The organism is Melghiribacillus thermohalophilus (assembly GCF_004342905.1).
GTDB lineage: Bacteria > Bacillota > Bacilli > Bacillales > Alkalibacillaceae > Melghiribacillus > Melghiribacillus thermohalophilus.
This window is the reverse complement of record NZ_SMAN01000009.1, coordinates 22,155-42,695: the sequence shown is the minus strand read 5'-3', so window position 1 is coordinate 42,695 and position 20,541 is coordinate 22,155. Positions and strand designations below refer to the sequence as shown.

The window sequence follows — 20,541 nt, the reverse complement described above, 5'->3', positions numbered from 1 at the left end:
TTGCTATGAAATTTGCACTTAAATGCAGAGGAGATCAGACATCGAAAGACATTGTGACCAAAATCAAAAATTACCTGACTGAATTTGACCTGGAATACTGTGAAAAAGAACCGGATCTGGTGATTTCCGTCGGCGGAGATGGAACGTTGCTTGAGGCGTTTCATTCCTATACCCACCGATTGGATAAAACTGCTTTTATCGGGGTACATACGGGGCATTTAGGATTCTATGCGGACTGGATGCCGGATGAACTGGAAAAACTGGTGATTGAAATTGCGAGAACACCATTTCAAGTTGTCGAGTATCCCCTGCTGGAGATCACGATCCATCCGAAAAATGGAGGAAGTGAAGACCGCTATCTGGCATTGAATGAAAGCTCCGTCAAAACTCCAGAGGGGTCAGTTGTTCTGGACGTAGAGATTAAAGGAGAACATTTTGAAACGTTCAGAGGCGATGGATTGTGCATCTCCACGCCATCCGGAAGTACAGCTTATAATAAGGCACTGGGAGGTGCCATTATCCATCCATCGATCGAGGCCATTCAGATTACGGAAATGGCATCGATCAATAATCGTGTTTTTCGTACAGTGGGTTCCCCATTGATTTTGCCCAAACATCATACCTGTTTATTAAAACCTTTAAATGACCGCAGTTTTTTTATCACGATTGACCATATTACGAAAACCTATAAAGACGTTAAAACCATTGAATGCCGGGTAGCGAAAGAACGGGTCCGTTTTGCTCGTTTTCGTCCATTTCCGTTCTGGAAAAGGGTACATGATTCTTTTATTAAAGATGACCGTCCATAAATCAGGTGATGAAAGATGAAGTGGACGATTGAAAAAAAAGATGCCGGAATGCTTGTGCGGGATTATTTGCGCACGGTACGGGCTTTTTCACGACGTGTGTTAAAAGCGGTAAAAGATGAGGGACGGATTTTGCAAAACGGACATGATGTAACCGTAAGGAGTATTTTGCGGGAAGGCGACATACTGGAAGTTCATCTGCCGAAAGAGACAAAGGGGAAGAAAATGGAGCCACGATATATGCCCCTTGAAATCGTGTATGAGGACTCCGCTGTATTAGTCGTCAATAAACCGGCCGGAATTCCGACTATTCCTTCCAGACGTCATTCAGAAAAATCCCTTGCCCAGGGAATTCTCCACTACTACCGGGAAAAAGGGTTATCATACACCGTTCATGTCGTGACCAGGCTAGACAGGGACACTTCTGGGTTGCTGCTTGTCGCCAAGCACCGTTTCAGTCATTCTTTGCTTGCGCGGGCTCAAAAAGAAAAGGAGATTAAACGTCGCTATAAAGCACTGATTGAGGGCCATTTGGATATGAAATCAGGTACGATCAATGCTCCCATAGGCCGTAAAGAAATCTCGATGATCGAAAGGGAAGTGCGGCATGATGGGCGGCCTGCCGTCACCCACTATGAAGTCATCAGAGAGTTCACAGACTTTTCCCTCGTAAATATCCGGTTGGAAACCGGAAGAACACATCAAATTCGGGTTCATTTTTCCTATATCGGCCATCCGCTGCTTGGAGATGATCTTTATGGAGGAAATAAAAAATATCTTGGGAGACAGGCTCTTCACTGCGACCATTTATCCTTTACGCATCCGGAATCATATCAGGAAATGGAGTTTTCCGCCCCACTGGCTGATGATCTCAAACGGGTTATGAATATGAATGAATAATGGAAAGAATGGGCCATCAAAACTTTGTCCATCCCTGCTTTTCTGAAAGGATCGTAGAACCATGGAAACGTGTGATATAGAGACAGTAAAAACGCCGGCAGCCTATACCGGCGTTTTTAGATAAGAAGTCTTCCGCGAAGTGGTCCCCAGTTGCCAGGAGTAACCGGAGTGCCATAAGTTTAGCTACTCATTTTTTGTATCAAACATAAAGACCTTATGTCGGGACCGGACGTTCATCACAAGACCCATAGCCATGAAATAGGCGATGAGAGAACTTCCGCCATAGCTGATGAAAGGAAGAGGAAGCCCGGTAATCGGCAACAGCTGAATACTCATGCCGATGTTTTGAACGATCTGATACGTAATCATGCCTGCAGTTCCTGCTCCAAGATAGCTTCCAAAGGGGTCTTTGCATGCAAGGGATATGTGAATAATTCGGTAAATGAGTAAGAAGAATACCATTACAACCACACTTCCGCCAATAAACCCGAACTGCTCAGCAATAGCGGTGAAGATCATATCGGTATGCCTTTCCGGAATATATACTTCCAGATTCATCATGCCTTTTCCAAATAGTTGTCCAGAGCCGATCGACAACATGGCTTGTATGAGCTGCATCCCATAAGAATCGGCATGCTGTTCGGGTGCTAGCCACCCGTAAAATCGTTCTAATGCGTGGGAAAAGATCGAGTCCTCGAGCTGTTTAATGATTCCAGGAAACAGGTAAAAGAGACCGAGGGCAGCTCCTGTCACGACAAGAATGATTCCAGCGACAGCGAATAATATACGCCACCTTATTCCTGATATAAGAATGAGAACAGCTGTAATGGACAGGTATACGAGTGCTGTTCCAAGGTCTGGCTGAATCACAACTAGACCAACCGGGGGAAGGGCTATGATTAAAATTTTTATCAGAAGCCACAGATCATCGCGAACCTGGGGGGTTTTCCTCTTTTCATGATGCGATGTAATCACATGTCCAAGGGTGATAATCAAAAACACCTTCATAAATTCTCCCGGTTGAATCGTCCCCACATGGGGAATCGAATACCAGCTGGTAGAATGATTTAAGGTCAGTACCAGAGAAGCTGGAATGTTTAAGGCCAGCCCCAGGAGCAATAGCACGCCAATCCCGTACAAATACCAGGAAAGTTTTCGGTACCAGTCATAATCCAGAATCATCATCATGCCGATGAAAACACCGCCTATGATAAACCAGAGGGCCTGTCTCACATAAAATTTTGTATTTGAAATATCCGGAGGCAAAGCGGGTTGGATTGTATATAATGTAAAAATGCTGATGACAGCAAGGAAGACGAGTATAACAATTAAAAAATAATCTGCGTAATATCGATTCTGGTTATTGTTCATAGTTGAATCCTTTCTATATGATGATCAGTCTATCGAATAATCATTTTGTTTTTGTTAAACTTTAAACCAATATGAATCTCTGTTTTCATGATAATACAAAATTCGTCAAAAGAAAGACACAAATATATTTTTTGTTGACAAACTTTTGAAACATCTTTACGATAAAACGGTCTATATTCCAACTGGCGATAAGGAGGGAAAATCATGGAACATTTGACGGAAGATAAATACGGAGAGCTTATGAACACATTGAATAAAGCTCTGGAAAAGGATGATATAGAGCGATTTCGCTATGAATTTTTACAATTGCATTCCTATGATCAGGCACATATATTTAATAGCCAGACAGACAACGCTCGTCAAAAAATCTATACCTACTTGTCGCCGGAAGAAATGGCTGAGATTCTACAACATTTTGATTCCGATCAGATTGAACCGGTTATTGCCGAAATGGACCCCCGGTTTGCGGTGCAAATTTTAGAGGAAATGTCAACGGATGATGCTGTCGATATTTTAAATACATTAGATAAAAATATTGTAGCAAGCTTTTTAGCGATTATGAATAAGGAAGAAGCATCAGAAATTAAAGACCTGCTTCATTATGAAGAAAAGACAGCTGGAAGTATTATGACAACTGAATTTGTATCTGTTTCCTCATATATGAACGTTCGGGAGGCCATGCTTCATTTGCGGAATGTAGCCCCTGATGCAGAAACGATCTACTATGTTTACGTCGTTGATGATCAGAAGCGGCTGGTCGGTGTCATTTCGCTCAGGGATCTGATTATTGCAGAAGATGATTGTCCGGTTAAGGAAATCATGAGTGAGCGTATAGTATCCGTTTCAGTCGGTGATGATCAGGAAGAAGTAGGCCGTGTCATGATGGATTATGACCTTCTAGCTCTTCCGGTTGTAGATTTTCAGAATCACCTCCTTGGGATTATTACCGTTGATGACATCATGGATGTCATGGAAGAAGAGGCAAGCGAGGACTATTCCAAATTTGCTGCCGTTGCAGATATGGAAAAATTGGATAAAAACTCGTTTCATGCTGCCCGCAAACGAATCCCATGGTTAGTGATTTTACTGTTTTTAGGCATGGTTACAGCAACCATAATAAGCCGTTTTGAAACCATACTCAGTGAGAAGGCGATTTTAGTAGTGTTCATCCCGTTAATTATGGGAATGGCAGGGAATACAGGCACACAGGCATTAGCTGTTGCTGTACGTGGGATAGCTACTGGTGAACTTGAAAAGGAAGGGAAGAAAAAAATCGTTTATCGGGAGGCGGGTACGGGTTTAATAACCGGATTCACCTGTGGCATTCTCATTATGGCTATAGTATATTTGTGGAAAGGTGATATTTATTTGGGTATACTGGTAGGTATTACGATTATGGCAACTCTGTTTGTAGCAACGATTGCAGGCGCATTTGTTCCACTTGTGATGCATGTTTTGAAAATCGATCCCGCAGTTGCCAGCGGCCCATTTATTACGACCATTAATGATATTATTTCCATACTGATTTATTTCGGAATTGCCACGGTCTTTATGAACCTTTTATTATAAATCGAGCAAGGGGGCATTCATTCATGGAACATTCCACGACATCCATTACTTCACTAGTCATTGTAATTCTTGCAGCATTTCTCACACCCATCATTTTGCACCGTTTGAATTTAAAACTGATTCCGGTTGTGGTTGCGGAAATTTTTGTGGGACTCATGATTGGAAAAAGCGGTTTGAATATTGTCGAAGAGGGGATGTGGCTTGAGACCCTTTCCACCCTGGGTTTTATTTTCCTCATGTTTTTAAGCGGGCTTGAAATTGACTTTTCCGTTTTTGCCAGAAAAAAGCAAAACAAAAGACAGAACGGTAAACCGAACCAGACCAATCCCCTGTTGATTGCATCGATTGTTTTTACAGGTATTTTTGCTGTTTCGTTATTGTTATCCTATCTCTTTGTTCTTGCTGGATTCATTGACAGTGTATTTTATATGACATTGATTATATCTACGATTTCCCTTGGAATTGTTGTTCCGACTCTGAAAGATAATCAGATTACCAAATCCAATATTGGGCAGACGATTTTACTCGTTGCCGTGATTGCTGATCTGGTAACGATGATTCTGCTGGCTGTTTTTGTTTCCCTTTATGGTGACGGCGGGGGAAATATGTGGCTCTTACTCCTATTATTTGCTGCAGGTGTTCTGTTTTATTTCATGGGGAAACATTTCCGCAGTCAATCATTTTTGGAGACGATGACCAGGGGAACCGTTCAGATTGATACCCGTGCGGTTTTCACTCTTATTATTGTCCTGGTTGCCCTGTCAGAGAGTGTTGGTGCAGAAAATATTCTCGGAGCCTTTCTTGCCGGTGTTTTAGTATCCCTTTTATCACCAAACAAAGAAATGGTAAAGACACTTGATAGTTTTGGGTATGGCTTTTTAATTCCAATATTTTTCGTGGTAGAGGGAGCACGAATTGACTTATGGGGTTTATTTGGGGAGCCTAAAGCATTACTGTTGATTCCAATGTTGCTTCTTGCTTTATTTGCGTCAAAATTGATCCCTTCCATTTTGATGCGAAAATGGTACGACTGGCGTACAGCCATCAGTTCGGGGCTTTTGCTCACTTCTACCCTCTCATTGGTCGTAGCAGGAGCAAAAATAGGGGAACGGATGGAGATTCTTGACAAGCAATTATCAGATGCCCTTATATTAGTAGCAGTTCTTGCAAGTTTAATAGGACCGGTTTTGTTTAACAAATTATTCCAGAAGGTGGAAAAAGACGAACATAAGTATGTGATTTCCGTCATAGGGTCAAACCAGATGACCCTGCCTGTGGTTCGGGAGCTGGATCCTGATTTATATGAAACCCATTTGTACCATACAAAAAATGAAAAAATGGATGAACAGATCGCTGAATCGTGTTTTGATATCAAAGAAGTTGAAAATTATGATGTCAAACATTTAGAGGCATTAAATGTATTTGATGCGGATCTTCTGGTTGTAGCAACAGGAGATGAGGAGACGAATGCCGAAATTGCCATTTATGCGAAAGAACAGGGTGTTGACCGAGTGATTGCAAGGGCTGAATCCCCGGAACGTGACCAGTACTTGAGGTCCCAAAATGTTGATGTGTTTTCCGTGTTATTATCAAACAAAACATTACTAAAAGCGATGATTGTTGCTCCGAGCCTTGTACATGTCTTAACTGAACAGGAAAACCAGCTCTATCAGATCAACATGAATAATTCTACGTTTGATGGGATTATGCTCAGAAATTTTCCATTTACGGGTGATGTCATTATTGTACGGGTCTTTCGAGGAAAAGATTCAATCGTGCCCCATGGAGATACAGAATTAAAAATGGGGGATCGGCTCATTGTCACTGGTTCCAGAGAATATGTAGAAGAACTCAGAAATGTGCTGGAGTTTTGTGACTGGTGTTAGCCTTGTTTTTGCATACCTTTGCTCCTGACTGGGGTAGAGGTATGATTTTTTTTTTTGCCATTTCAGAGGAGGTCATCTGTTTAAAAAACCTTGATCAGAATAAAAGAGGGAAGAGCAGCAACGGATATGACGTCGCTTTGTCTGTCCTGAAATTGATTATGTTCGCAGTTTTTTGGAAATGATGATCGTGTGGTGTACCTGTATCTTTGAATCACTTGTTTGGTATTATTAAAGCATGTTCGGTTGTTGGTTAGTTAAAACCATTTGAGTTTTTTTCCGATTTTTAATAAAATAGTATCAGGTACTAATAACAAATCATAAAAATTGGTGATACACCTTGTAGGAGGTTGGAAATATGAATGTTTCATTGGAAGGTCGTACATATGTCATCATGGGAGTTGCGAATAAACGAAGCATCGCATGGGGAATCGCTACATCTCTTCATAAAGCAGGTGCCCGTCTAATCTTTACGTATGCATCTGACCGTTTTGAAAAACCGGTTAAAGAACTGGCAGCTACCCTTGAAGGACAGGATTCTTTATTTTACGAATGTGACGTGACAGATGATGAAGCCATCGAAACTACCTTTGCACAAATCAAGGAAGATGTAGGAGTCATTCATGGACTTGCCCATTGTATCGCTTTCGCCAAAAAAGAAGAATTGAAAGGTGAATTTTTAAATACAACCCGTGACGGGTTTTTGCTGGCCCACAATATCAGTGCTTATTCACTTGCCGCTGTAGCTAAAGCTGCCAGACCATTAATGACGGAAGGCGGCAGCATCGTGACCTTGACTTATCTTGGCGGAGAACGGGTTGTCGAAAACTATAACGTGATGGGAGTGGCTAAGGCCAGTCTTGACGCGACTATGAGGTATTTAGCCAATGACCTGGGCAAAGACGGCATTCGTGTGAATGCGATTTCTGCCGGTCCGATCCGTACCCTTTCAGCGAAGGGTGTAGGTGACTTTAATTCGATTTTAAAAGAAATTGAGGAGCGTGCTCCGCTTCGCCGGACTGTTACTCAGGAAGATGTGGGTGACACCGCCTATTTCTTAATGAGTGACCTGTCAAGGGGAATAACGGGTGAGATTATTCATGTTGACTCCGGCTATAATATCCTGGGACGTTAAAACCTATTCACTCAGCTAAATCCGGATAATGAAAGACCACAAATTTCCCTCGGGATATTTGTGGTTTTTATTTTATGGGGAGAAAAGGTTAAACGTTTATCGTTCTTCCAATCCATGAGGTGATGTGTTAGGGGTATCTTTGATTCTGTGGTCTGTTTCGGCCGCTGCACTCAGGCAGGAGAAACCCGTTTTTTAAAAATAGGATTTGATCATTTCAAAGATTCATGCACATATTTGGGCGGATGTGCATATAGTTAGTGGTAGGATGATTGGTAAAGGGGAGAATAAGATGGGCGATCGTGATCGGATAGTTCAAAAACCGGTTTTGTATATTCAGCAACCACAGGAGTCAGAAGTCACTGCTCCGATGCAATCCTATTTTTATTACAAGAAAGAAGAGAAGCAGGCGGACAAGAAAGGCAATCGAAAACAGGAAGCAACAGGGCCAAATAACGAAAATCGAAAACCCGAAAATGGCATACAGCAAAATCAAGCCCCTGAAAGACGAAGGGCATTTAAGGAAATGAGCATTCCTGAAAAAGTCAATTATTTTGTGAATATGCCGGAAAAAGTACCTAAAATGAAGTGTGAAGTGATCACAGAAGAGAGGAAAAAGTATCGGGGCTACATTCAGTCGTTAAAAAATGACCTGGTCAATATGAAAACATTCCAGCAGCCATTTCAAGTAGAAATACCTTTAAAGGTAATTCAGGATATCAAGCTTATCGGCTTCTAATAGAGATTCAGTGAATGTCGTGACAAAATGAACCCGGGCGAATATAGCCCGGGTGATTTTTTATGATTTAAGGGATGGCGTTGATGGCAGGGAGACAGGTTACATGACAGAAACATTTCAGGTCAACTGTGATACAGAGCCCTGTTCTCCTTAAATCTTTCGCACTCTGTTTCGTTGGGCTCTTTGGATCAGCTTCTTCACCAGGAGCTCTCAGCAATTCTAATACAGCACAGCAGTCATCAAATACTTCTTTTACCCGGAAGAAAAAGCTGGCTACAACATCTTTATCATGATTGTCTTTTACTGCAAATCCTTTAAACGGTTCACAGTTTCCGTCGCAGTAAAGCAGGACAGGTACAGTGTCTTTGGAAGGAGTCGGTCTTGCTTCTCCGAGCAGTTCATTAATGGAATTTTCACAGCTGACATCACAATCAGCTAAAATGTCTTGCTGGGCGTCTGCGATCTCCCGCAATATATCGCAAACACAGCTTCCGGAATCAAACTTTTTTCCACAAGACATATATTCACTACTCCTTTCTTTATATATTGACGTTTTGTCTCTAATAAAATATGCCCTGCAGAACATCATGTGTGGGCATAAACCTTCTTTTCCAGAAGCTGATTGTTATTTTTTAATGGGATAGGACAAATGACCAAACAATAGACGATTATACGCATACACTAGTACCGTAAACAATTTATGACAAGGGAGTGGATGAGTAAATGTCCGATAAAAATAAAAAGGAAATACATGTAAAGGACCTCGTGATCAAAGCGGATAATGTGATCTTTGAGCCTCCAAGACGACCAGAACCTCCAAGACATCGGGAGCGTCCTCCTTTTGATCCGTTTTTTGGACCTCGCCGCAGAGAAGATGAAGAATCTTCGGAGAGAAGAGAAGGAGATGAAAGGGACTTCGATGATGAGGATTATCGAAGAAGGCCATTTCCATGGTAAATTTTTCAGACAGTCTCGCCATTGGGGCTGTCTTTTTTCTTTTAATTTCCACAACCCCTTTCATTCTCAGTGAAGCAAAAGTGAAGCATATTTGATGAAGACTGATTTCAGCATGTTTTTTCTGAAAAATTCATGCCCGGGTTTGCAACAAGGTTTACTGGTTTTCTTCAATTTCGGGTAAAGAGAAAGGAGACAAACATGAATATCGAAAAACATCCCCTGTATCGGTTTGTAAAGGCTTTAAATGATTTTCTGGATGAGAATGAATCATTGCTTTTGAAACCTGAAGAGCAAATCCAAAGAATCGAGCAGGAGATGGGAGAATGGGATCAGCAGTTTATGGAGCAGATTGGAAGCGTGGAAAAAATGATCAAAGAACTGGAAAGAAGAATGGAATAAGATGAATGTCAAACATCCGTCATAAATATTTGAAAATATACGAATGGATATCATTAAAAACGGGTAACGTATAATAGGTTGGCAAAGGAGGGGATGGGTATGGGCTATATCCTTCCTATTCAGCATCATCAATACCAGGATTACCACAGAAGAACAGCGGGGACAACAGAAAATCCGTTTGTTCTGGAAAGACCTTTTCGAATTGAACTAAACAACAAATTAAAGGAAAAAAAGAAAGAAGAAAAACAAAAAAAACAGACCAGACCCTTAACGATTTATGCAGCAAGAAATGTCCATGCCATTGAGCATACCGAAAAATTATTGGCAGAACTAACAGGAAAAGGACAACATGTTAACGAACAAATATAATAACACACACACGTTAGAGGAGATTCCGTATGCAGTTCAAACAAATCAGTGACACCTGTTTTTACTTTGATGCTCCTGTCAATATCGGATATGTGCAGCACGGTGATGAGGGACTGTTAATTGATGCTGGCCTGGACCGTTCCACCATGAAAAAAGTAGTAAACGTGTTGAACCAGCAGTCCCTCCCAGTTACCCATTTATTTATCACTCATGCACATGCCGATCATTATGGCGGGGCTTCTTATTTGCAAAAAGAAAAACATATTTATACGATTGCCCCCCGCTTCGAAGCAGCTATCCTGAAACATCCCGTGTTCGAACCCCTTTATTTATTTGGCGGCAATGATCCCCTTCCTGAACTTCGCAATAAATTTCTGGAAGGAGAACCTGTACGTGTGGACGAAGAGGTTGATGAAGGACAGTACAGTATCGGAAGTTTTCAGATGACCCTGTATGCCGCACCTGGACACAGCTACCATCAGATGGGAGTATTAATTGATAATGTTTATTATGCAGGGGACAGTTATTTTGGAACTGAGCAGCTGCTAAAGCATAAAATTCCATATATTACAGATGCTGAAGCTGCCATAGAGAGCCTGAAAAAAATTAAACAGATTGAATGCAGGGGAGCCGTACCTGGACATGGGTCCTTTGAAAATACATTTACCGAGACCATACAGACGAATATAGATTATCATGAACATCTGCTTAAGGAAATCCTGCAATATATAGAAGAAAAGGGGGAGGTCAGTCACGAACAAATCATCGCTGACCTGTGTTCGAAGCACGGGGTTCGGGCGAGTCAGCTTTCTCAGTTTTTACTATTTCGGACCGCTGTTACAGCCTATATTTCTGCGTTAATTCAGCGGGAAGCAATTACACATGAAATTAAAAATTACCGCTGGGTATTTAGAAAAGCCTGAAAGGGAATCCCGAAGATCGGTCAGTAGGGCTGTACATACAGTCCTTTACTTTCCTGCCATTCGGCATACATAATATCCTTTACATCGGAGTATCCCTGTTTTTGTAATTCCTGATGCAGCCATTGCTCTGTTAAGTTGGATTCAGCCAGGTTATCATACAACAGTTCACCATCAATGATGAGGGAAACGGGGAGTTCAACTGGTTCCGGGGGAGCATTGACGTCCTGACGGGTCGCCTGCTGCTTTATGGTGTTTTGTAAGACAGATACACTGCCGTCTGTTTCAAAAATAGCATATTCCACATCTCTTACAGAGAATACATCTTTTTTTCGAAGCAGATGCAAGAGCTGATTCAGATCCAATTTATTTTTCTGCATTTCTTCTTTATTAATTTTTCCTTTATGTATGATTAATGCCGGTTTGCCCTCAAGCAATGCCCTTGATCCTTTAAATTTCTGGGTAATCATTTCCGTCACATACAGCAAGGTCCCCCATAAAAAAACAACATAAAGAATTTCAGGAACTCCCGCCTTTTCATCAAATAACGCATTTCCTACCAGTTCTCCAAGAACGAGTGCAGCGATAAAATCAAATGCGGTAATTTGAGTAATCTGGGATTTTCCTAATATTTTTGTCAATGCAAACAGCGCGATGAATCCAACGAGTGTGTCCACCAGCATGTTGAAATAATTCATGTCTATCACTCTGCCTTGATTTTTTGTTTCTTTCCATCATCATAGACAGCTTCGGTGAAAAACATACGTATAAAAGCCAGTGGACAATGAAAAACAGCCTATGCACCGATCAGCAAAGGCTGTTTTTGCAAAAAATTATGGATTTATAATTCCTTAACCATGGTAACATGGGGAATGCCGGCATCCATAAACTCATCGGATATGACTTCATATCCCAGCGATTGATAAAATCCAATTGCATGAGTCTGGGCATTCAGTTTTGCCTTATGGAATCCTCTGGAACGAATGGTCTCTTCCATTGCTCTGATGATGTCTTTTCCGTAATGTTGACCACGAAGATTTTTTAGGACACAGATCCGTTCCAACTTTCCATAACCATCCAGAAAACGAAGGCGTCCGGCGGCTGCTGGCTTTCCGCCAACATAACCGACAAAATGAATCGATTGATTTTCATGTTCATCCATTTCTAAATTCTCAGGCACCTTTTGTTCTTCAATAAAAACCGCCCTTCTGACCGCATAAGCATCCTTTTTTTGCTGTTCATTTTTTGCGATGATCATGTTCATTGCTTACTTTACACCGCCAAACTTAAATGTCTCATACACGGTCCAGGCTCCATTTTCCAGCTGATATAGCAGTTGAAAACGGTCCACCTGTTCCTCGATGTCAAAGGACTGCATTCTCAGGCTGCCGTAGACATCAGAGTGTTCATCATCAGATAATTTCTGTCCAATCGTAATATGGGGTACATAGGCATATGTCCGCTCTTTCGTAAATTTACCCTGATGGAGCTTTTCATTAAGTTCCATTAACTCCTCTACAGGCTCCACTTTCAGGTATACGGTATTGGTTACCGGACTAAAGGAGCTGATTTTTTTGATGATGAGTGGGAAAGGTTTGGTTTCGCTGGCAATTAATCGGAGCTCACCAATTAACTCTTGTATATAATCATCATCGGCTTCAAAAGCTTCTTTTAATGTGACATGTGGAGGAATTAATGAATAGTGGGGATCATAACGCTTTCGATATGAATTGGCAATGTCTTGTACTTCTTTTGAAGGAAAAATAGCTATTCCATACTTCATATAAAAACCTCCTTATTACTTTGTTTTTTGGCTGAATGAAAAAAGGTGACTAATATTCATTATAACAAAAAATTGAAACAATTTTCTAAAAATCATGTGACAGATTATCCGAAAATTTTTATAAGGGCATGCTTCAGATCTTTTTGCCAGTATTTCCATGTATGATTACCGTCTAATTCATGATAGGTGTAATCATTTGTCTTTTCCTGAAGGAGTCTGTTTAATTTCCTGTTTGGCTCAAGAAAATCCATCCTTTGTCCATCAGTCGTTGGAACGTCCGTTTCCCGGGTGCCGATGGTATGATATATGGACATGGATGAAACGTCTTTTGATTCTTTTACTGCATGTAATACCGTTTCGTCTACGTATGGAGATTGCATGATGACTCTTCCAAATGTATTCGGATATTTCAAAGCGGTCATCAGGGAAATGGTTCCGCCCAGGGAATCGCCCATGAGTGAACGGCTGCCACTCAGATAATATCCTGGCAGTTCTTCATCAAGCATGGGAACAACTTCGAAACGCAAGAACTTCATATACGCATCCTGTTTTTTCCCATCCGGATGATATTTCTCCCTGCGATCATAGCGGTCTTTGTAATGAATTCCGGCAAAAATGGTATTCTCAATGTCTCCATTTTCATGAAGTTCATCACTGAACGTTGCTAAACGACCCATTTGAAAGTAGTCGTTTCCATCCTGAACAATGCAAAGATGATATTTATACAATGGAGAAAAATTCTCCGGTCGGTAAATCTTTACCGTTAAGGATTCGTCCAGATATTTGCTCTGTATCTCCCTTTCCATCATGGTACCCTTTCTTCCCACTGGTTACACCTCCAGATGTATAAAAAATACCAAACATAGATATTTTAACATATTCTTTCTTGAAAAGCCCTGCCCTTGACCTTGAATCGGATAGGGACGGTTATGGGTTTTTTAAAACTATGTCAAAAGACCTATTTTCGTACAAGAGGTAGTGTATGAGTTGAGGAATGGAAATTCATATGTTTTAAACTATATTTGCCTGTGCCCCGAACGAAGGATATGAAGGCTGAATAGACAGATTAGGGGATTATACAGATGGGAAAAGGGTATATAAGGAGGGGTTTGTCGTTTTAAATCATTATGTCTTTCTTCGCTCTTGAACCGGTCATTGTATTATGATTATAAAAACGTTGTCATAAGGATGAACAAATATATGAAACCATTTGGCATCATTATTGCAGACCATGATAAGCCTTGTATGGATCATTTTCAGCAAATGATTGATCCATTGAGGCATTTTCATTTATTGGACGTGGCGGAACACGCTAGGGATCTATGGAAAAAGATTCAGCTGCAAAATCCTGAAATTCTTATTATGAATCTGTCATTGCCGGGAATCAGAGGAGTTAGTGGTATTGAAAAAGTCAAACAGTTCCATCCTTACCTGCAAATTATTTTGATGACAGATGATGATACTTTTCCAGGGGAAGTTTTTGACATCTCTCTGACGGATTACATGAAAAAACCAGTAATCCAATCACGATTTTATGATTCACTTAAAAAAGCATTTTACTCATTAAATTCAACTCATCACCTTTCGGGGGGAAGGGTCATTTCAGGAAAGTTAGAAATTCGAATGAACCATTCCCTATTGTTTATACCATTTCATGAAATTGTGTTTATCGAGCGGTTGAACCGAAAGTCGTTTATATATACATTTCAGCATACATATGAAACCTATGAGTCGCTTCATTCCCTTATGGAGCGCCTGGGTTATCAGTTTTTTCAATCCCACCGTTCCTATATCGTTAATCTTGAACACATTTATAAAATTGAACCTGATGGACAAACGTATCTAGTCCATTTTAGAAACTATAAAAAAAGTGCATTTATTTCAAAAAACAACATTCAAAAAATAAAACACGTTTTGTCTGACTTACAGGGGTAAATTGGGTTGATCTATTATAATCACCTGTACCTACTTAAAGTTGTAAACAAACACAAGTCAGGAAAGCGCCATATGTACATAACATATCTCTGTCATTTTCTTAATATCTACATAAAGGAAATAACTATTGCTTGAATAGATACAAATTTTTGTCGAAAAGAACAGAATTTTGTCTGGATGGACCGAAATTCATTAGACATATAAGGATAAGTTTTCTAATATTAGAAATTAAATCTTTAATTTCCACGTTTCGTCCACGTTTCGTCCACGTTTCGTCCACGATGACACAAAATAAAACATAGGAGGGGTGTACTAGAAGACGTATGATTTTAAAATTGATTCCTGTTTTCCATGTCCAGTAAGAACAACAGTTAGCCGGATGTTACCGTCCGATTAACATTTAGCAAGAACAGGAGGAGAGGGTTCCTCGCCGTTAAAACCAGAGACGTTCTTGTCACCGTATGAAGAATGAAAAATTATTGGATCATGAATCATTTATTTGATACAAAAAATAAATCCACTCTAGGAGGAAAAGTATGAGTCAAAAGCAAACCACTTCTCTTCAACATATCAGTTCAGTGATGAGTATGGCGAAAGTTAGAAACAGTATTCGGACAAAGATGATACTGGCGGTTCTCATCAGTTTGGTGATGAGTACACCTATTGCAGGTTTCGTCAATAGTTTATTAGACGGTATGAATATGGGAGTTTACATTAATACAGCTATTACGCTCATCACCACAACAACCATCATTACCATATTTGTCCACTTGATTGTCGTTAAGCCGTTAAATAAAATTGTAGAAGTTACCAAAAAAGCATCTCAGGGAGATTTAACTGCCCAGGTTGATATACGTTCCAGAGATGAAATTGGACAGCTGGCTTCTGCGATCAATCTTATGCAAGAAAATATAAGGAAAATCATTGATCGGGTATCAGAAACAGCGGAACGCGTTTCTTCCCAGAGTGAAGAACTGAACCAGGCTTCGGACGAAGTGAAAGAAGGAAGCGAACAAGTGGCATCTACCATGCAGGAATTGTCTTCGGGAGCAGAAACCCAGGCAAACAGCGCAACTAGCCTGTCAGAGACGATGGAGGATTTTCACGAGAAAATTAGACAGGCTTATAAAAGTGGGGACAGCATCGCTCAATCATCAGAAGAAGTTTTACATATGACTGAAGAAGGCGATGTTTTTATGAAGAAATCTGTTCAGCAGATGGAAAATATTAACGAGATCGTCCATGAAGCGGTCGAAAAAATGAGGGGATTAGATCAGCAAACAAATGAAATTTCCAGGCTGGTTCAGGTCATTGAAGACATTGCCGAACAAACCAATCTGCTTGCCTTAAATGCAGCAATTGAGGCGGCCAGAGCAGGAGAACATGGGAAAGGTTTTGCAGTCGTTGCTGATGAAGTTCGTAAACTGGCAGAACAGGTATCTCATTCTGTTGGAGATATTACAAAAATTGTCTCCAGCATACAATCCGAATCGGATACAGTAGCCAGATCTCTTGAGAATGGATATGAGGAAGTAAAGCAGGGTACCAGGCAGATCAATGACACAGGTGAAAAATTCAAGGCGATTCATACATCGATTTCGGATATGTCAACAAGACTACAATCGGTTTCCGGTACCCTTAAAATGATTGTGGAAAACAGCAAAGATGTGAATCAGTCGATTGAAGATGTGGCATCCGTAGCGGAAGAATCTGCCGCGGGCATTGAACAGGCAGTGGCCTCCTCCCAGCAGACCAGCAGCTCTATGGAAGAGATATCTAAAAGCGCAGGTGAACTCGCTCAGCTTGCTGAGGAATTAAATGAAGAAGTCAGTCGTTTTAAGATTTAGATCTTCAACGGAAAGCATTCCAGATAAGTGAGGCAGGGACAACAACTGCGTAAGCTATGATATATCCGAACACCATTCAATCATCACATGAATGGGTTCGGATCTTTGTACCCCGGCAAAATGCTCCGTTTTCAGCAGGCACACTTCAGATCCTCGACAGATCATGCTGCACTGTCTGCGGAATCTTCAGTGCCCCCAGGAGTCTTCACATGTTGACTCCGTTAAGGTTTTTGCAAATGGGCTCGTATGTTGTACCGTTTATTCCTTCATTGTCCCGGCTGTCTCTTATAAAGCACAAGGTGGACATGCCTGCATCATTAAGCAAAGCAAGAAATGGGAAGGATTGAAAAGTTTACACCATAAAGTGCTGATCAGCGTTCAATGATTCCATTAATCCATGATATGTATAATATCCCAGTGGGTGATAATCCCGAGCAATTCTCTGGATGGTTTTCCGTCTTCTGATATTAACAGCGCGTTTAACTTTTTCCCATTCTGGATCTGGTTTTTAAAAATATCTTCTGCTTCGTATACCGTTGTATGTTTTGAAATGAATTTATAATTGACTTTTACTTTTTCATAAACAAGTATGTTATCAATGGTCTGATGAAAAAGGTTTTTCAAGTTGTTCTCCGCAGCATGGGCCAGCCAGTGAGCGATACCGTTCTCGGTCAATAAACCGGCAAAAGATTCCCCCTCATAAACCGGGAATTTCGTGAAACCGTTATGATGCACATAATGAAGGACATCCTTTGCACGGTCATGAATAGAAAAGGTATATACTTCACGTTTAAATTTCGGAATTACCGTTTCCGGCTGTATTAATTCCTTTTCAATCTTTTCTATATGGACCACTGTTGAATCGTGGGGTTCTGCAATTGCATAACTGGGGTTAATGCTGTCATGAACAATTGCATTCCGCAAATCAGCAAATTCAAACAGGTCGTCCTGGTATTTTCGAACGACTGGGTCGTATTTCTGAGCGTGCTGAACAGCGCTTTTGAAGCTCATATGGCCTGGGTTTTTTCTGATGCGTTCCAAATATTTTTCAATCCGATGAAACGATGCAAGAAAACGGTCGGAATTTCTCATTGTCGTCGTACCTCCTAAATTACATATGATCATTTTAGCAGATCAGAAAAATAGTGGGAAGGTACTGGAATTGACTTTAGAAAGAAAGGGGCGTATAATTAAATCGTAACAATTACGATTTATAGGAGGGTAGAAATGGCCAAACAATCAAAAATAGCTAAACAACGAAAACGTCAGGAGATGGTAGCCAAATATGCGGAAATCCGCAGAGAGCTAAAAGAAAAAGGGGATTATGAAGCGTTACGGAAACTTCCGCGCGACTCATCTCCTACACGCCTTCACAACCGTTGTCAGATAACAGGGAGACCCCATGCCTACATCCGTAAGTTTGGGCTATCCCGAATCGCTTTTCGTGAACTGGCTTCTAAAGGCCAGATTCCTGGTGTTAAAAAAGCGAGCTGGTAAGGAACAAGAGAAGGGACTGATCTGAAGATGTTCCCTTGCCAACCATAAAAGGCTGATTTCTTTTCACATGAAAGAGGAATCAGCCTTTTTAGTATCTATTTGTGCCAGTTTGCCTTACGCATAGACCTTCCATTGTCCAAAAAAATGATCATGGGCTGGACCAATTTAAATCAAACTCATCTTCAAGAAAATTGCTGTCCCGTTCTGAACTGGTATTTTTGCTATCTTGGGTCGTCTTCTTCAACATGCTTCGTATTTTTTCGCATAACTTCACTAAAGCGCTTCATTCGGGGATCCCGTTTTAATGATAGATGAAAAGGATTCGAGTCCAGTTTCCCACCGGGCTGTTCATTCATAATCATCCCTATTTTGACACCTGTGTTATCATTGTAAATTCCATCTCTTCTTGTATCAAAATGGGGGTCAGGGTCACCAATTGTAATATCATCACGGTTTACCATTGAACACGCCTCCTGTAATGATTGGTTTCTGCGAGAGATCATGTGATATGCCATGCTGCCTTCAGTCGTTTGTCTCAACTGATCTTGCATCCTCCTTTTGTGTCTGTACGGGTTTATTAACATAGAATGATTCAAATTCGGAAAAAGTATGTAAAAAAGAAGGTCAGGAGGTCATTCGATGGGAGCTATACAGCAGGACGGCTATACATTTGAAATGGAGTATAGCGTCAGTTATCAGCGAGGTGCATTACATGTTTATAAAGATGGAAAGTTTTTGGAGGAGGTAACGTTTCGATTCAGTGGTGAAAAGCCTGATGAAGGGAAAATTGAGGAGATGATCATGAACTATATTAATGGGCATTCGTAAAACAGTATGTCCTTAACATTCAAGTCATTTGGATAAATATAAAGGAAAACCTTCCCACAATCCGAGTATTCCGTTAGTATAGTGGTATACAATAAAAAGGAAGTGGTATTATTAAAAATCTGTCAGGTTTTCCGGAAGATGGTTTTATCGACCCGAATGGAAATAATATGGATGCGGTGAGGGAGCTCTCTGCCTCCATTATGACTCTAGTGCTTGAAATGTTAGGGCATTCTTCAGAACGTTCACCGCTCCCTAAGCAGGAAGGAACAGGTTCATACACTCCACTGCCGGAAATGGGCAAAACAAGAGATGAATTGCTTCGAAATATAGAACTGGTTGTTCAGGAGTCTATGAATCCACTGCATCCCACTTACATTGGACACATGGATTCTATCCCCACGCTGATATCCGTTTTAGGAGAATGGATCAGCTCATCAATCAATAACAATATGCTGAGCCTGGAAATGGCTCCGGCATTCTCTCGAATGGAAACAGAAGTGATCAGAAGTCTGGCTAAAAGATTTGGCTATGATGATCAAGCAGGAGGAGTGATGGTCAGCGGCGGAAGTCTGGCCAATATTCAGGCTCTTATAGTGGCAAGAAATCACTTCTTTAACACAAAGGATGAAGGATTGACACATCTGAACCAGAAGCCTGTTGTTTTAGCTTCTGAAGCAGCCCATACATCGATTCAAAAAGCAATGATGGTTTCTGGGCTGGGTGCTTCTCAGGTTATCTCTGTGAACTTAGATCATCATGGGCGTATGGATGTTCAAGACCTGGAACAAAAAGTGAAGGAAGAAAAATCAAAAGGAAGAGTTCCTTTCGCAGTCATTGCGACTGCCGGAACAACAGTGACTGGAAGTATTGACCCATTGCAAGACATTGCAAACGTGGCAAAAAAATATGGTCTATGGCTCCATGCCGATGCCGCTTATGGAGGAGCACTTATTTTTTCAGATCAATATCGTTCTCGTATTGCCGGTATAGAACACGCGGATTCGATTACGTTCAATCCGCAAAAATGGATGTATGTCGCTAAAACATGTGCTATGGTACTTTTTCAAAAACGCGAAAGCCTTATACAAAACTTCCGCATTTCTGCACCATATATGAATGAGTCTGATTTCATCAATTTAGGAGAAATAAGCATTCAGGGCACAAGACATGCAGAAATATTTAAGCTCTGGCTGTCCTTGCAGCATATTGGCTTACGGGGTTATGAACAACTCATTCATCACGGCTATGAATTGACAGCCCACTTTACGAATGAGGTAAAAAAAAGAAATTACTTAGAAGTAGCCTGTGAACCAGATGTGAACATATGCTGCTTTCGCTATAAGCCTGATCAAGTTCCTGAAGAACAGCTAGATCAGCTTAATCAGTCTCTCCAGCAAACCCTATTAAATGACACACAGACGTTTTTATCTTTCCCAGTTTTTCGCGGACAACGATGGCTCAGGGCAGTATTATTAAATCCTTTTACAACGGAAGAGCATATCCAAGAGATATTTCGACAAATTGATCAATTTCATCAAGAGCTTTACGGATAATTGCCTGAGCGATTTAAAATCTACCAGTCTATTAAGATATCAAAAAGGAGGAT

General features: G+C 40.8%; 23 protein-coding genes. 15 read left to right on the top strand and 8 right to left on the bottom strand.

Annotated features, from left to right (window positions below; genetic code table 11):
• Positions 1-5: 5 nt before the first annotated feature.
• The gene (locus tag EDD68_RS07960; protein ID WP_132371717.1) at positions 6-809 is read left to right on the top strand and encodes an NAD kinase; all 804 of its coding nucleotides are present in this window, start codon (positions 6-8) and stop codon (positions 807-809) included.
• Between the two features lie 15 nt (positions 810-824).
• A complete protein-coding gene (locus tag EDD68_RS07955) occupies positions 825-1,706 on the top strand; it encodes an RluA family pseudouridine synthase (protein WP_132371716.1) in 882 nt (293 codons plus the stop codon).
• 183 nt (positions 1,707-1,889) lie between these two features.
• Here the strand turns inward: EDD68_RS07955 and EDD68_RS07950 are convergent, their stop codons facing one another.
• Entirely contained in the window at positions 1,890-3,077 is a 1,188-nt protein-coding gene (locus EDD68_RS07950; protein ID WP_132371715.1) for an FtsW/RodA/SpoVE family cell cycle protein, read from the bottom strand.
• A gap of 204 nt (positions 3,078-3,281) precedes the next feature.
• On the opposite strand from EDD68_RS07950, the gene mgtE reads away from it, so the two are divergent.
• The 4 genes from mgtE to EDD68_RS07930 all read left to right on the top strand — a co-directional run bounded on the left by mgtE (position 3,282) and on the right by EDD68_RS07930 (position 8,400).
• Positions 3,282-4,646, top strand: coding sequence for a magnesium transporter (gene mgtE / locus EDD68_RS07945; RefSeq protein ID WP_132371714.1), 1,365 nt, complete (start codon positions 3,282-3,284; stop codon positions 4,644-4,646).
• Positions 4,647-4,669: 23 nt separating this feature from the next.
• Complete coding sequence (locus tag EDD68_RS07940) at positions 4,670-6,532, top strand: monovalent cation:proton antiporter family protein (protein ID WP_132371713.1); 1,863 nt, start codon at positions 4,670-4,672, stop codon at positions 6,530-6,532.
• 355 nt (positions 6,533-6,887) lie between these two features.
• On the top strand, positions 6,888-7,664 hold the full coding sequence (gene fabI, locus EDD68_RS07935; RefSeq protein WP_132371712.1) for an enoyl-ACP reductase FabI: 777 nt from the start codon (positions 6,888-6,890) through the stop codon (positions 7,662-7,664).
• Between the two features lie 289 nt (positions 7,665-7,953).
• Entirely contained in the window at positions 7,954-8,400 is a 447-nt protein-coding gene (locus tag EDD68_RS07930) for a CotO family spore coat protein (protein ID WP_165902108.1), read from the top strand.
• A gap of 67 nt (positions 8,401-8,467) precedes the next feature.
• On the opposite strand, the gene EDD68_RS07925 is transcribed toward EDD68_RS07930, so the two are convergent.
• On the bottom strand, positions 8,468-8,920 hold the full coding sequence (locus EDD68_RS07925; RefSeq protein ID WP_132371710.1) for a CotY/CotZ family spore coat protein: 453 nt from the start codon (positions 8,918-8,920) through the stop codon (positions 8,468-8,470).
• Positions 8,921-9,123: 203 nt separating this feature from the next.
• Here EDD68_RS07925 and EDD68_RS07920 point away from each other — a divergent pair, with 203 nt between their 5' ends.
• The 4 genes from EDD68_RS07920 (at position 9,124) to EDD68_RS07905 (ending at position 11,048) form a co-directional block, all read left to right on the top strand.
• Positions 9,124-9,357 carry a hypothetical protein gene (locus EDD68_RS07920; RefSeq protein ID WP_132371709.1) on the top strand — a complete coding sequence of 78 codons (234 nt, stop codon included), beginning with the start codon at positions 9,124-9,126 and terminating at the stop codon, positions 9,355-9,357.
• A 198-nt stretch (positions 9,358-9,555) separates the two neighbouring features.
• Positions 9,556-9,756, top strand: coding sequence for a hypothetical protein (locus EDD68_RS07915; protein WP_132371708.1), 201 nt, complete (start codon positions 9,556-9,558; stop codon positions 9,754-9,756).
• A 99-nt stretch (positions 9,757-9,855) separates the two neighbouring features.
• Positions 9,856-10,125, top strand: coding sequence for a hypothetical protein (locus EDD68_RS07910; RefSeq protein ID WP_132371707.1), 270 nt, complete (start codon positions 9,856-9,858; stop codon positions 10,123-10,125).
• A 29-nt stretch (positions 10,126-10,154) separates the two neighbouring features.
• The gene (locus EDD68_RS07905) at positions 10,155-11,048 is read left to right on the top strand and encodes an MBL fold metallo-hydrolase (RefSeq protein ID WP_132371706.1); all 894 of its coding nucleotides are present in this window, start codon (positions 10,155-10,157) and stop codon (positions 11,046-11,048) included.
• A 20-nt stretch (positions 11,049-11,068) separates the two neighbouring features.
• Here EDD68_RS07905 and EDD68_RS07900 read toward each other — a convergent pair whose 3' ends face one another.
• The 4 genes from EDD68_RS07900 to EDD68_RS07885 form a co-directional block, all read right to left on the bottom strand.
• Positions 11,069-11,743, bottom strand: a complete 675-nt coding sequence (locus EDD68_RS07900; RefSeq protein ID WP_132371705.1) for a YetF domain-containing protein — start codon at positions 11,741-11,743, stop codon at positions 11,069-11,071.
• Positions 11,744-11,886: 143 nt separating this feature from the next.
• Positions 11,887-12,303 carry a GNAT family N-acetyltransferase gene (locus tag EDD68_RS07895; RefSeq protein WP_341540272.1) on the bottom strand — a complete coding sequence of 139 codons (417 nt, stop codon included), beginning with the start codon at positions 12,301-12,303 and terminating at the stop codon, positions 11,887-11,889.
• Between the two features lie 9 nt (positions 12,304-12,312).
• Complete coding sequence (locus EDD68_RS07890) at positions 12,313-12,828, bottom strand: YjcG family protein (protein WP_132371703.1); 516 nt, start codon at positions 12,826-12,828, stop codon at positions 12,313-12,315.
• Between the two features lie 104 nt (positions 12,829-12,932).
• The gene (locus EDD68_RS07885) at positions 12,933-13,655 is read right to left on the bottom strand and encodes an alpha/beta hydrolase (protein WP_132371702.1); all 723 of its coding nucleotides are present in this window, start codon (positions 13,653-13,655) and stop codon (positions 12,933-12,935) included.
• 373 nt (positions 13,656-14,028) lie between these two features.
• Between EDD68_RS07885 and EDD68_RS07880 the strand changes: the two genes are divergently transcribed.
• Complete coding sequence (locus EDD68_RS07880) at positions 14,029-14,763, top strand: LytR/AlgR family response regulator transcription factor (protein WP_165902107.1); 735 nt, start codon at positions 14,029-14,031, stop codon at positions 14,761-14,763.
• 536 nt (positions 14,764-15,299) lie between these two features.
• Positions 15,300-16,610 (top strand): methyl-accepting chemotaxis protein, encoded by a 1,311-nt coding sequence (locus EDD68_RS07875; protein WP_132371700.1) that lies wholly within the window; start codon positions 15,300-15,302, stop codon positions 16,608-16,610.
• A 390-nt stretch (positions 16,611-17,000) separates the two neighbouring features.
• Here the strand turns inward: EDD68_RS07875 and EDD68_RS07870 are convergent, their stop codons facing one another.
• Positions 17,001-17,702, bottom strand: a complete 702-nt coding sequence (locus EDD68_RS07870; RefSeq protein WP_165902106.1) for a CBS domain-containing protein — start codon at positions 17,700-17,702, stop codon at positions 17,001-17,003.
• A gap of 135 nt (positions 17,703-17,837) precedes the next feature.
• On the opposite strand from EDD68_RS07870, the gene rpsN reads away from it, so the two are divergent.
• Entirely contained in the window at positions 17,838-18,107 is a 270-nt protein-coding gene (rpsN, locus tag EDD68_RS07865) for a 30S ribosomal protein S14 (protein WP_132371698.1), read from the top strand.
• 221 nt (positions 18,108-18,328) lie between these two features.
• Here the strand turns inward: rpsN and EDD68_RS07860 are convergent, their stop codons facing one another.
• Positions 18,329-18,568, bottom strand: coding sequence for a hypothetical protein (locus tag EDD68_RS07860; protein WP_132371697.1), 240 nt, complete (start codon positions 18,566-18,568; stop codon positions 18,329-18,331).
• A 178-nt stretch (positions 18,569-18,746) separates the two neighbouring features.
• Between EDD68_RS07860 and EDD68_RS07855 the strand changes: the two genes are divergently transcribed.
• Positions 18,747-18,935: a DUF5370 family protein gene (locus EDD68_RS07855; RefSeq protein WP_132371696.1), complete on the top strand. Its 189-nt coding sequence runs from the start codon at positions 18,747-18,749 to the stop codon at positions 18,933-18,935.
• Positions 18,936-19,102: 167 nt separating this feature from the next.
• Complete coding sequence (locus tag EDD68_RS07850; RefSeq protein WP_132371695.1) at positions 19,103-20,488, top strand: pyridoxal phosphate-dependent decarboxylase family protein; 1,386 nt, start codon at positions 19,103-19,105, stop codon at positions 20,486-20,488.
• Positions 20,489-20,541: the final 53 nt, after the last annotated feature.

Excerpts from the sequence above, each read along its gene's own strand:
- EDD68_RS07960 (WP_132371717.1), top strand. The coding sequence starts at position 6 with ATGAAATTTGCACTTAAATGCAGAGGAGATCAGACATCGAAAGACATT.
- EDD68_RS07955 (WP_132371716.1), top strand. The coding sequence starts at position 825 with ATGAAGTGGACGATTGAAAAAAAAGATGCCGGAATGCTTGTGCGGGAT.
- EDD68_RS07950 (WP_132371715.1), bottom strand. The coding sequence starts at position 3,077 with ATGAACAATAACCAGAATCGATATTACGCAGATTATTTTTTAATTGTT.
- mgtE (WP_132371714.1), top strand. The coding sequence starts at position 3,282 with ATGGAACATTTGACGGAAGATAAATACGGAGAGCTTATGAACACATTG.
- EDD68_RS07940 (WP_132371713.1), top strand. The coding sequence starts at position 4,670 with ATGGAACATTCCACGACATCCATTACTTCACTAGTCATTGTAATTCTT.
- fabI (WP_132371712.1), top strand. The coding sequence starts at position 6,888 with ATGAATGTTTCATTGGAAGGTCGTACATATGTCATCATGGGAGTTGCG.
- EDD68_RS07930 (WP_165902108.1), top strand. The coding sequence starts at position 7,954 with ATGGGCGATCGTGATCGGATAGTTCAAAAACCGGTTTTGTATATTCAG.
- EDD68_RS07925 (WP_132371710.1), bottom strand. The coding sequence starts at position 8,920 with ATGTCTTGTGGAAAAAAGTTTGATTCCGGAAGCTGTGTTTGCGATATA.
- EDD68_RS07920 (WP_132371709.1), top strand. The coding sequence starts at position 9,124 with ATGTCCGATAAAAATAAAAAGGAAATACATGTAAAGGACCTCGTGATC.
- EDD68_RS07915 (WP_132371708.1), top strand. The coding sequence starts at position 9,556 with ATGAATATCGAAAAACATCCCCTGTATCGGTTTGTAAAGGCTTTAAAT.
- EDD68_RS07910 (WP_132371707.1), top strand. The coding sequence starts at position 9,856 with ATGGGCTATATCCTTCCTATTCAGCATCATCAATACCAGGATTACCAC.
- EDD68_RS07905 (WP_132371706.1), top strand. The coding sequence starts at position 10,155 with ATGCAGTTCAAACAAATCAGTGACACCTGTTTTTACTTTGATGCTCCT.
- EDD68_RS07900 (WP_132371705.1), bottom strand. The coding sequence starts at position 11,743 with ATGAATTATTTCAACATGCTGGTGGACACACTCGTTGGATTCATCGCG.
- EDD68_RS07895 (WP_341540272.1), bottom strand. The coding sequence starts at position 12,303 with ATGATCATCGCAAAAAATGAACAGCAAAAAAAGGATGCTTATGCGGTC.
- EDD68_RS07890 (WP_132371703.1), bottom strand. The coding sequence starts at position 12,828 with ATGAAGTATGGAATAGCTATTTTTCCTTCAAAAGAAGTACAAGACATT.
- EDD68_RS07880 (WP_165902107.1), top strand. The coding sequence starts at position 14,029 with ATGAAACCATTTGGCATCATTATTGCAGACCATGATAAGCCTTGTATG.
- EDD68_RS07875 (WP_132371700.1), top strand. The coding sequence starts at position 15,300 with ATGAGTCAAAAGCAAACCACTTCTCTTCAACATATCAGTTCAGTGATG.
- EDD68_RS07870 (WP_165902106.1), bottom strand. The coding sequence starts at position 17,702 with ATGAGAAATTCCGACCGTTTTCTTGCATCGTTTCATCGGATTGAAAAA.
- rpsN (WP_132371698.1), top strand. The coding sequence starts at position 17,838 with ATGGCCAAACAATCAAAAATAGCTAAACAACGAAAACGTCAGGAGATG.
- EDD68_RS07860 (WP_132371697.1), bottom strand. The coding sequence starts at position 18,568 with ATGGTAAACCGTGATGATATTACAATTGGTGACCCTGACCCCCATTTT.
- EDD68_RS07855 (WP_132371696.1), top strand. The coding sequence starts at position 18,747 with ATGGGAGCTATACAGCAGGACGGCTATACATTTGAAATGGAGTATAGC.
- EDD68_RS07850 (WP_132371695.1), top strand. The coding sequence starts at position 19,103 with ATGGATGCGGTGAGGGAGCTCTCTGCCTCCATTATGACTCTAGTGCTT.